This window comes from Sphaerospermopsis reniformis (genome assembly GCF_005402885.1).
GTDB classification, from domain to species: domain Bacteria; phylum Cyanobacteriota; class Cyanobacteriia; order Cyanobacteriales; family Nostocaceae; genus Sphaerospermopsis; species Sphaerospermopsis kisseleviana.
In genome coordinates this window covers 1-10455 of sequence record NZ_BJCE01000195.1, presented here as the reverse complement: position 1 = coordinate 10455, position 10455 = coordinate 1, and the positions used below count along the sequence as shown (strand labels likewise).

General features: G+C 38.2%; 9 protein-coding genes and 1 pseudogene. 6 read left to right on the top strand and 4 right to left on the bottom strand.

The window, feature by feature from the left end:
• Positions 1–1175, bottom strand: a pseudogene (locus FFR48_RS21010) (DUF2157 domain-containing protein); the annotation flags it as partial.
• Between the two features lie 269 nt (positions 1176–1444).
• On the bottom strand, positions 1445–2884 hold the full coding sequence (locus tag FFR48_RS21005) for an FAD-binding domain-containing protein (RefSeq protein WP_137668713.1): 1440 nt from the start codon (positions 2882–2884) through the stop codon (positions 1445–1447).
• 499 nt (positions 2885–3383) lie between these two features.
• On the opposite strand from FFR48_RS21005, the gene FFR48_RS21000 reads away from it, so the two are divergent.
• A complete protein-coding gene (locus FFR48_RS21000) occupies positions 3384–3926 on the top strand; it encodes an acireductone dioxygenase (protein WP_137668712.1) in 543 nt (180 codons plus the stop codon).
• A 100-nt stretch (positions 3927–4026) separates the two neighbouring features.
• On the opposite strand, the gene FFR48_RS20995 is transcribed toward FFR48_RS21000, so the two are convergent.
• Positions 4027–5346: a dihydroorotase gene (locus tag FFR48_RS20995; protein ID WP_096567553.1), complete on the bottom strand. Its 1320-nt coding sequence runs from the start codon at positions 5344–5346 to the stop codon at positions 4027–4029.
• Between the two features lie 222 nt (positions 5347–5568).
• Between FFR48_RS20995 and lepB the strand changes: the two genes are divergently transcribed.
• The 5 genes from lepB to FFR48_RS20970 all read left to right on the top strand — a co-directional run bounded on the left by lepB (position 5569) and on the right by FFR48_RS20970 (position 10104).
• Complete coding sequence (gene lepB, locus FFR48_RS20990; RefSeq protein ID WP_137668711.1) at positions 5569–6219, top strand: signal peptidase I; 651 nt, start codon at positions 5569–5571, stop codon at positions 6217–6219.
• Between the two features lie 133 nt (positions 6220–6352).
• Positions 6353–7489: a circadian clock protein LdpA gene (ldpA, locus tag FFR48_RS20985; RefSeq protein ID WP_137668710.1), complete on the top strand. Its 1137-nt coding sequence runs from the start codon at positions 6353–6355 to the stop codon at positions 7487–7489.
• Between the two features lie 53 nt (positions 7490–7542).
• Entirely contained in the window at positions 7543–9279 is a 1737-nt protein-coding gene (locus tag FFR48_RS20980; protein WP_137668709.1) for a R3H domain-containing nucleic acid-binding protein, read from the top strand.
• Between the two features lie 97 nt (positions 9280–9376).
• Positions 9377–9616: a hypothetical protein gene (locus FFR48_RS20975; protein WP_096567545.1), complete on the top strand. Its 240-nt coding sequence runs from the start codon at positions 9377–9379 to the stop codon at positions 9614–9616.
• Positions 9617–9621: 5 nt separating this feature from the next.
• Positions 9622–10104, top strand: a complete 483-nt coding sequence (locus tag FFR48_RS20970; RefSeq protein ID WP_137668708.1) for a PIN domain-containing protein — start codon at positions 9622–9624, stop codon at positions 10102–10104.
• 14 nt (positions 10105–10118) lie between these two features.
• Here the strand turns inward: FFR48_RS20970 and FFR48_RS29580 are convergent.
• The coding region (locus FFR48_RS29580; RefSeq protein WP_236104135.1) for a hypothetical protein at positions 10119–10455 on the bottom strand (337 nt) is incomplete at its 5' end.

Below are 10455 nucleotides of genomic sequence, written 5' to 3'. Positions count from 1 at the left end.
AAATCAATTTTTGAGTTATGAATTTGTAAACGCTGACTAAAAACCCATAAACTTAAACCACTGATAATTATTGCTTGTTGTGGTTGAGTGAACACTGAAACTAACCAACCTAAAAATAATAAAATTCCCCCTATTTTTTGCCAAATAGCAGCAACAGAGGGGGTAGATTTAATATTTTTAGCTGATAAACAAACCGCTAACAAACCACAAATACTAATTGCTAAACCTAACTGCGTGACATTAACACCAGCAACAAAAATGGCTCGAAATAATAATCCTAATAAACCATAAATAATGACTGCAAAATAAATTCCTACTCCCCAGCTATCATCCTGTGTGTCGATATTTTCTCTTGGTTGTTTGAGTTTTTGATAAACTGTAATTAAGGTTGTACATACTATTGCTATATAAACAGCAATTAGGGGAAACCCTGATATTTTCCAACCCCAATGTAAATAACTTAAACTGAGAATATTCAAAAATGGTAACTTCCCTGATGGAAAATTACCAATAATTGTGCGATTTTTAGCAAGTAAAACTGTAATGGTTGATAGAAATAAAGAAGCAATAGCTAATACTAACCAGTTAATAGGATTATTCCATAAATTAAAGCTATCCATTGCCCAAAAATTAACAGGCACTAATAACCAAGTGACAATTAATAATGTCTGTGCTGTCAATTTTAAATTATCTTGTTTACCTGCCCAAAAAGTAAAACCACCAAATGTTAAAGTATAAGCTAATAAAACTCCATATTGTCCAATAGCGGGAAATTTTTCCCATTGACTTGCTGCTAAAACACCAGAGGATAAAACGACTAAAAACACTCCTAAAAATAATAACCATCTCACACTTAATTCTTCACCTAATGATTGCAGCATCGCAGTGATAAAATTAGGTTGAGGTGGTGTTTGTGGTTCTGGGGTTAAGGTGGCAATTAATGGTTTTGATGTGGTAGTCTTTGTCAATACTGCTTGTGTTTGATATTCTAATTGTGGTTGTAATTGTGGTTGTAAAACTACAGCACAAACTAGATAAGTTTGACATATTTGCCTAACTTTGGCATCAGATATTAAACCTAGACGCAACCAAATATCTAAACCTTCTAATAACTGAGGATGGGAACTAGGTATTCTCAGTTCAACTGTTAGTAGAGGATCACGGGATGATGACATAAGTTTCAACCGTATCAGTAGATACTTATATTTTGATTGTATTGTTACAATATTTTGGTGTTTGTTGTGCCAGTTCTCAGAATATCTTACGCAAAGCCGCAAAAACACAAAGAAAAGTTAAGTTTTATCGCTAAAAGTACAAGGTATGTTGTAGCCATTTGCTAAAACTGTCACTTTAGAGGTTTAATTATTGCTGCTGGAGTAAGTTCTGTGTGTGTTTTGTGTGGGGGATGGTTAATGTTTATATCCTTCCCCTCTAAAAATAAAAATTAATCTGTACCAGCTTTCTGTTCTTGATACAATTGTTTAAACAAAGCTTGTTGTTTTTTATGATCTACAATGGGTGCAGGATAACCAACTGCACGACGTTCTAAGGGTGTAATATTTCCACTTATTAAATATTCTGTATCTACAGATTTCAATTCTCTCACCCATTGTCTGATATATTCACCATCAGCATCAAATTTCTGTGCTTGACTAGCTGGGTTAAAAATTCTTAATGGTTTGGGGTCCATTCCACTTGACGCACTCCATTGCCAACCACCATTATTAGCAGATAAGTCACCGTCGATGAGTTTCTGCATAAAATATTTTTCTCCCCATTGCGGGTTTATAATTAAATCTTTGGTTAAAAAACTGGCTACTATCATTCTACATCTATTGTGCATCCAGCCTGTTTCATTTAATTGTCGCATGGCTGCATCAACTATGGGATAACCTGTTTTTCCTTCACACCAAGCTTGAAAATGTTTTTCGTTATTTCGCCAAGGAAAGTTTTTAAAAACTTCTCTATATGCACCTTCAGCTAATTCTGGAAAATGGTACATGGCGTGTTGATAAAATTCCCGCCAAGCTAATTCTTTTTGCCAAGCGATAATATTATTAGTGAATTCTTCACTGTTACTATTTGCTAATAATTCTGCGGTTTTATGCCAAATTTTTCTTACTCCTATCACACCAAATTTTAAGGCTGGACTTAATAAAGATGTACCTTCAATAGCAGGATAATTTCTTTGTTCATCATATTCATTAATCACAAACTTGGTAAATTTGTCTAATTTTTTATGTGCTGCTGTTTCTCCTGGTGCAATTATTAATTCCCTATCCCAAATAAAACCTAAATCTTTCGCTGATGGTAAATTAATTGTGCCTGTTTTTTTAGCTATTTCCTGTTCTGCATCTGTTAAATTTTCGCAGTTTTCTAAAGTTGCAACTGGGTTATTTTTAGGTTTGCTACTCCAATTTTTCCAGAAGGGAGTATAAACTGTGTAAGGAGTTTTTGAACCACTAAAAATCTCATCGGGTGAATGTAATAATTGATCCCAATTTTTCTCTAGAGTCTGAATACTTTTTTCTTTAAGTGCCAAAATTACACTTTTATCCCGTGTTTGTGCGTAGGGTTCTACATCCCAATTCCAAAAAACTGCTTTTGCTTTCAAAGCTTCAGCTAATTTGGGAATGGCTGTTACTGGATTATCTTGTAAAATTAATAACTGACTACCTGCTTGAAGATATCGTTGTTGCAATGCTTGTAAACAACCAATCATGTAACTAACTCTAGCAGATGCAACATCATCCTGTTGCAAAATGTCAGGATCTACACAAAAAACACCTACTACCTTTGCAGTTTGTTTTCTAGCTGCTGCTAGTCCTGTATTATCGGAAATACGTAAGTCTCGACGATGCCAAAATAAAATCAGGTCAGACATTTGTTGACAATGGTTACAATATAGTTTATTTGTACTATGATACTACTAATGGTATTATTTAGCATCATGCAAGTGATTAATTTTTATGTAAGGACTGATAATAAAGCAGAGTTTTCACGGCATTCTTGATAAGCTGTTATGCCTTTAACTTGAATAATTAATACAAGCAAGATGCTTGTGCTACTGTAACTTCAGGTTTTTTAATTATACAGTTTAGCTGCACATCAGCTTAATTTATAAAAAAACTTACTGTTATGGATTTCTGCTACAAATAAATATTCTGACTCCTGACTCCTGTACGGGCGAAGCATTCGGAAAATAGCCTTTTCATAAAATTGATAATTTGTCGACCGAATGCTTCGCCCCTACGACTCTTTGAACTCCTGAACTCCTGATTTTATAAAGTATCGTTAAAAACACCTAATTATCGATCGGCAATAGTGGCTATTTGAGACAATTTTCAGTAAACTGTTGTTAATAGAGAATTTAGTATTTTATCATGGCAATTTTATTACTGGAAGACGGAACAACGGAAAGTGATTTAAGTGCGATCGCTCATGAGTTAGAACCTCTAGGTATTAAACTCAGACATTATGATCCGGGGACATCTTTACTTTTTCCAGAACTGATGGAACAAGAAACCGTTACAGATGTCGAAAAGCGTCATATTGTAGGACTTCATAACAGCGTGTTTGAGTTTCTTCAGCAAGAAAATGGTTATTTGTGGAGTGATTTACTCAATATACATCCTGGTTCGCCAAATTTGGAAACTTGGATGGCTACTTATGGACGTTATCACACCCATAATGCTGCAGAAGCTATTTATTTGTTAGCAGGAGAAATAATTTATGGTTTTGTGAAACCTGATCGCACTCAAGTACAACTGTTAATTACATCACAAGACTATTTACACATTCCCGCCGGAGTAGAACATTGGTGTAGTTTCTCAGCATCTTTACATTTTAAGGTAATACGCTATTTCACAACTGTCGAGGGTTGGGTACCAATTTATACAGATACTCATCAACAGTTTAAAATTTAGCTTTTGAGAAAGTGCATCTACCAATAATCTACTTTCGGCGAGTCTGGGTAAAATAGATTCGCTTTAATTTTTTAATTTTTTGGAAAAAACCGATTATTTACTACAGGAAAGTTAAAGCTTGTCCGCGAATTTCCGTATTTACCTTTCCTTGATCATAAACAATTTCACCACCGACAATAGTTGTCACAGGCCACCCTGTCAAATTCCAACCTTCAAAGGAATTCCAACCACATTTACTTAAAACTTCTTCCCGCTTTACTGGTTTGTAGGTATTTAAATCTACTAAAACTAAATCCGCATCGTATCCAGGGGTAATTTCTCCCTTGTTGGGAATACCATAAGCGGTAGCTACTGCTTTAGACATCCAGTTCACAACTTGGGAAACAGTACATTTTCCAGCCATTGCTGAGGTTAACATTAAAGGTAGAGAGGTTTCCACACCTGGCATACCGGAAGGAGTATTCGGGTAAGTTTGACCTTTTTCTTCTAAAGTATGTGGTGCATGGTCAGTAGCGATAAAATCAATCACACCATCTCGTAAAGCTTGCCAAAGAACTTCATTATCATGGGGCGATCGCAACGGTGGGTTCATCTGTGCTAATGTGCCAATAGTTTGATAAGCACTGGTATTTAATAACAAATGTTGTGGAGTCACTTCCGCTGTCACCCAACTCGGTTTATCTTCACGCAGTAACTCCGCTTCTTCAGCAGTTGACATATGTAGAATATGTAACCGTCGTTGATATTTCTTAGAAAGCTTCAATGCTAATTGTGTCGCATTCAAAGCAGCTTGATTATCTTGAATTTGGGAATGAATAGCCGGATCATGAATACCAGCAAACTCTTGACGACGTTGGTTAATTCTCGCTTGATCCTCTGCATGAACAGCAATTAAACGACTACCATGAGCAAAAATCTGCTCTAGTACAGTTTCCTGGTCAACCAGCAATTGACCGTGCATAGACCCCATAAAAATCTTAATACCCGGAGTGGGTTGGGCAGAAACTAATTCTGTTAAATTATCGCCCGTTGCCCCAATAAAAAAGCCATAATTAACTAAGCACTTATTGGCAGCCCTTTGTAGTTTATCATCTAAAGCTGACTGGCTGGTTGTCAAAGGTCTTGTATTCGGCATTTCCAGAAAAGAGGTGACACCGCCTCTAGCACAAGCACAACTAGCAGTAAACAAGTCCTCCTTGTATTCCAAACCGGGTTCGCGGAAATGTACTTGCGGATCAATGACTCCCGGCAACAAAGTTAAACCTTGTGCGTCTATTTCTTGAGTTGGTGTGGCATAAGAGATTTCTGACGCTACCTCGACTATTTTACCGCCTTGGGTCAGCACATCCCCAATTATAAACTCACCATTGGGTAGAATTACGCGTGCTTGGCGAATCAGTAAACTTTTAGCAGATGACATAAATTTAATCAGTTATCAGTTCACAGTTAACAGTTATCAGTTTTATCTTCTCCTATATGTTAAAAGAAAATTAATTTCTACTCAGTCACAAACTTCTAGCAACCCATATCAACATCTATTAGGAAAAATCACTTGTCTAGTTAAAATATTAAAATAACAATAACATCACAGTCTCTCTCATCAGTTCAGTGCTTGTCTGTTACCCTAAATTTCAGTAATTTCATGCAAAATCAAGTGTCTGATAAAAACTCTAGCCAACAACCTGATAATTCCTGGATCGTCGAGCTAGGCAAAACTGTTATATTGAGCGTCTTTCTAGCTTTGGGGATTCGCACCCTAGTCGCTGAAGCGCGTTGGATTCCTACAGGGTCAATGGAACCGACGCTGCACGGTGTACAAGACCAATGGAAGGCTGATAAGATTATTGTCGATAAGGTGACATATAAATTTGCTAACCCACAGCGAGGGGATATAGTTGTATTTTCACCCACAGATGAACTCAAAAGAGAACAATACCATGATGCCTTTATTAAACGCATTATAGGTTTACCAGGAGAAAAAATAGAACTTAAAGACGGCAAAGTATATATTAATAAAAAATATCTGCCAGAAGAACAATATTTATTTACCTCATCCCGTACTGTTGTGGATGTTTGTGAATCAGGATCGCAACCTCCTTTCTTAGCGAAACCGCAAACCATACCAACTGATTCATACTTAGTGTTAGGTGACAATCGTGGTAGTAGTTATGATGGACGCTGTTGGGGTTTAGTACCACGGGAAAATATTATTGGTCGTGCTGTGATTCGTTTTTGGCCTCTGAATAAAATTGGCGGTCTTGATAAGTCTCCTTTGTATCCATCTCAAAATTAAGAAGGCAGGAGGCAGGAGGCAGGAGGCAAATATTTCTCCCCTACTCCCCTACTCCCCATCTGCTGATCAAAAAATTGGATTTTTTCCTGATCGGGGGCTGCAATTTTGATGGCAAAAAAAGCATAATAGAAGGGTGACCAAACTCTTAGCCCCTTTACAATCCCTAAAACAAGGTAACTGGTTTAAGCTGATTTGTGGAGCCAGTTTCCAACATCTACCGGCGGTCAGAAGTTTAACTTTAGCCTATACTTTGGCGGGTGCTGACTGCATAGATGTGGCTGCTGATCCGGCTGTAATTAATGCCGCTCAGGAAGCTTTACTGGTTGCTAAAACTCTTGTTAAAGATGCTCAAGCGAGAGGCTTTAATTTTTCAGGCCATTTACCCTTGTTAATGGTCAGCCTTAACGATGGAGAAGATCCCCATTTTAGAAAAGCCCAATTTAATCCTATTTATTGTCCACAAGATTGCCCTAGACCCTGTGAAAAGATTTGTCCAGCCCAAGCTATAGTTTTTAACAATCAAAAAGATAGCTTTTCAGGAATTATTGCCGAAAAATGTTATGGCTGTGGGCGTTGCATTCCTGTTTGTCCTTATGAGATAATTGATACAGCATCATATCTGTCAACGCCGGGAGCGATTGCACCATTGATCATGTCAACGGGAATAGATGCCATAGAAATTCATACAAAAGTAGGGCGTTTGGCAGAGTTTCAGCGTTTGTGGGAGGCGATCGCTCCTTGGGCAGATCAATTAAAGTTATTAGCTATCAGTTGCAATGATGGTGATGGTTTAATTGATTACCTACAAACAATTTATGATCTAATTTTACCCCGTACCCAAACCTTGATTTGGCAAACAGACGGGCGCTCTATGAGTGGTGATATCGGTAATGGTACTACCATAGCAGCCATAAAATTAGGACAAAAAGTTTTGGCAGCAAATCTACCGGGATATGTGCAGTTAGCTGGGGGTACTAATAGCTACACAGTTCCTAAATTAAAGGCTATGGGACTACTTCAGGAGGAAACGGAGCAGGGAGCAGGGAGCAAGGGGGAAAACTTTTCTCCTCTGCCCCCTGCCTTTATTGCTGGTGTAGCCTATGGTAGCTATGCTCGTGTGTTGCTGTCATCAGTTATTGACAAGTTGGAAAATCAGGAGGTGAGTTCCACTGGTGTTAAGGCAAGTCTGCGCCTTGAGGATGAACCGGAATTACTTTGGCAAGCTGTAAAACTTGCTGATTCTCTCGTTTCTCAGATTAAGTCACAGTAAGAGCGTTAAATTGCTCATTCGTTATCTCTAAAAACGTCACCACCATAGAAAGCATGACGATTACAGAAGACCTGCAAAAGTTACTGGACATTTTACCCCAAGACCTGCAACAGCAACTAGATAACCATCCTAAAAGAGATCATTTAGTTGAAGTGGTTTTGGATCTAGGTCGTCGCCCAGAAGCTCGCTTTCCTCATGCTGCTGAGTATCTGAGCGAATACCCTGTCACTCAAGCACAAATAGATGATTGTATTCAACGAGTCGGAACCTTTGGTGGAGATAATCGGGCGGGTATTGAGCAAACTTTACATCGGATCAGTGCTATCCGCAACCGCAATGGTAAAATTATTGGCTTGACTTGTCGTGTGGGTCGGGCGGTATTTGGTACTATTGGCATGATCCGCGATTTAGTGGAAACTGGTAAATCAATTCTCATGCTTGGTCGTCCCGGTGTAGGTAAAACTACTGCTTTGCGGGAAATTGCCCGTGTGTTGGCAGATGAATTGAATAAACGAGTGGTGATAATTGACACCTCAAATGAAATTGCCGGGGATGGTGATGTTGCTCACCCAGCTATTGGTCGCGCTCGGCGGATGCAGGTAGCAAAACCAGAATTACAGCATCAGGTGATGATTGAGGCAGTGGAAAACCATATGCCAGAAGTGATTGTCATTGATGAAATTGGTACAGAATTAGAAGCCTTAGCTGCCCGTACAATTGCGGAGAGAGGTGTACAATTAGTGGGGACTGCCCACGGAAACCAAATTGAAAACTTGATCAAAAACCCCACTCTTTCTGATTTGGTAGGGGGTATTCAAGCGGTGACGCTAGGAGATGACGAAGCGAGAAGACGCGGTTCACAAAAAACGGTGTTGGAACGCAAAGCGCCTCCCACCTTTGAAATTGCTGTGGAAATGTTGGAGAGACAACGCTGGGTAGTACACGAAAGCGTGTCCGATACCGTTGATACTCTGTTAAGAGGTCGTCAAGCTAACCCACAAACGCGCACTGTGGACGACAAGGGTAAGGTGTCTATTACTAGACAGTTATCTGTGGTTAATGGTCGCGGTGGTCATTTAGCTAGTGAGGATGAATCTTTTCCCGCAGTTAAACAAGTTAATGGCTGGCGTGCTTCTGGTCAAATGGTAGCTTTACCTCCTTTGTCTGTGGAAAGGGAACGGGTAACGGGACGCAGCGAGTTTGAACGCTTGTTAGATGAGTCTTTGAATTATGGTGAAAGTATTGATTTCGGTCATACTAAATCACCAGGTCCCAATGGGGAAGATTTGCCTTTGCACGTTTACCCCTATGGAGTGAGTCGTCACCAGTTGGAACAGGTGATTGGGGTGTTAAGTTTGCCTGTGGTATTGACAAAAGACATAGATAGTGCTGATGCGATTCTGGCGTTGCGATCGCACGTCAAAAACCACGCGAAATTAAGGCAAACGGCTAAGGCGCGTCATGTCCCTATTCATGTGATTAAGTCCAGCACTATTCCCCAGATTACTCGCGGTTTGCGGCGTTTGTTGAACATTGACGAGCCGGAAATTACCGATGATCAGGAATTACAATTGTTTTTGCACAGTGGTAGCGATGACGAAATAGACGCATTAGAAGAAGCAAGATTAGCGGTTGAACAAATTGTCATTCCTAAAGGTCAACCGGTGGAATTATTACCCCGTTCTGCTCAGGTGCGGAAAATGCAGCATGAGTTGGTGGAACATTATCGGCTTAAATCTCATAGTTTTGGTGAAGAACCAAATCGCAGATTAAGGATTTATCCAGCTTAATTTCACCTTTAACCCCCTTTCTGATGTGGAGAGGGGGCTAATAATGACATCAAATCATCCAAAATCAGAAAATCAAAGATTTACGAGTAGCAAATAAATGAATCATCAAACTACCTTTAAAGAAATTGCTTCTCAAGTGCAATTATTTCAGAGTATAGAACAGAAAGAAAGATTTATATTTGTGCTTGGTGCTTTAACATCTCGGTTAATTAGTTTACATAAAGCAGCCGAAATTATGGAAATGGATACAGAAATATTTTTGAAAATTTTAGAATTAATGGGAATAGATTTTTCATATCTTACCGTTGACGATATTGCTATAGAAAAAAACTGGTAAAGATCATGAAAATAGTTTTTAACTCTTCTCCTTTTATTTTTTTATCTCGGTTAGATTTCCTTGATTTATTTCTGACTATGGAAGCTGAATTTTTATTACCAGAAAGTGTTAAAGAAGAAATCAGTGCTAAACAAGATCAATCATCCATACATATTAATAAACTAATCAGCGAAAATAAATTAACAGTACAAAAAGTACAATTAGTTTCTCTAGCTAATCGTTTAAATGAGTTCTTAGGAATAGGAGAATCTGAAGCTATTACTTTAGGGGTAGAATTACAACCAGATTATATTATTTTAGATGACTTTGCTGCTAGAAAAGAAGCAATAAGATTAGGATTAAACGTTAAAGGAACTTTAGCAATAATTCGTAAATTACAACTAGATGGTAAGATTAATATTTCCGATTTAGATATATTGTACCAAAAAATCAGGGATGTTAATTTTAGAATCAAGCGAGAAATTTTTGATAGTATTTTTGAGTATTGATACATGAATGATGCTCAATCTTTACAGTAATTTATCACATATTCCCGAAAAACGGGAGACAATGAAAACATGACTTTATCTTCTTTAATTTTCACCACTAAATACCGTTGTTGTAACGATTGTAATCCATTATTAAAATCAACAGAAGATAAATTTAATTTTTGTGTTAACCTTTGTCTTAATTCTTCTCTGGAAATCGGTTTTTCAATTTTACTCAGTTGTAATGGGAGCAACGCGAAAACGTGAGGTGGCGAAATCGGGTACGTAAATAGCCTATTTCGGGATGCGATCGCAACGAAAACACCTAATTTTGTTGAGAATTTAGTGGTGTAATTGAGAATCGCACCCGAT

What these genes read in the sequence shown, in the direction of transcription:
- FFR48_RS21005 (WP_137668713.1), bottom strand. Translation starts at nt 2,884, where the DNA reads ATGTCTGACCTGATTTTATTTTGGCATCGTCGAGACTTACGTATTTCC.
- FFR48_RS21000 (WP_137668712.1), top strand. Translation starts at nt 3,384, where the DNA reads ATGGCAATTTTATTACTGGAAGACGGAACAACGGAAAGTGATTTAAGT.
- FFR48_RS20995 (WP_096567553.1), bottom strand. Translation starts at nt 5,346, where the DNA reads ATGTCATCTGCTAAAAGTTTACTGATTCGCCAAGCACGCGTAATTCTA.
- lepB (WP_137668711.1), top strand. Translation starts at nt 5,569, where the DNA reads ATGCAAAATCAAGTGTCTGATAAAAACTCTAGCCAACAACCTGATAAT.
- FFR48_RS20980 (WP_137668709.1), top strand. Translation starts at nt 7,543, where the DNA reads ATGACGATTACAGAAGACCTGCAAAAGTTACTGGACATTTTACCCCAA.
- FFR48_RS20975 (WP_096567545.1), top strand. Translation starts at nt 9,377, where the DNA reads ATGAATCATCAAACTACCTTTAAAGAAATTGCTTCTCAAGTGCAATTA.
- FFR48_RS20970 (WP_137668708.1), top strand. Translation starts at nt 9,622, where the DNA reads ATGAAAATAGTTTTTAACTCTTCTCCTTTTATTTTTTTATCTCGGTTA.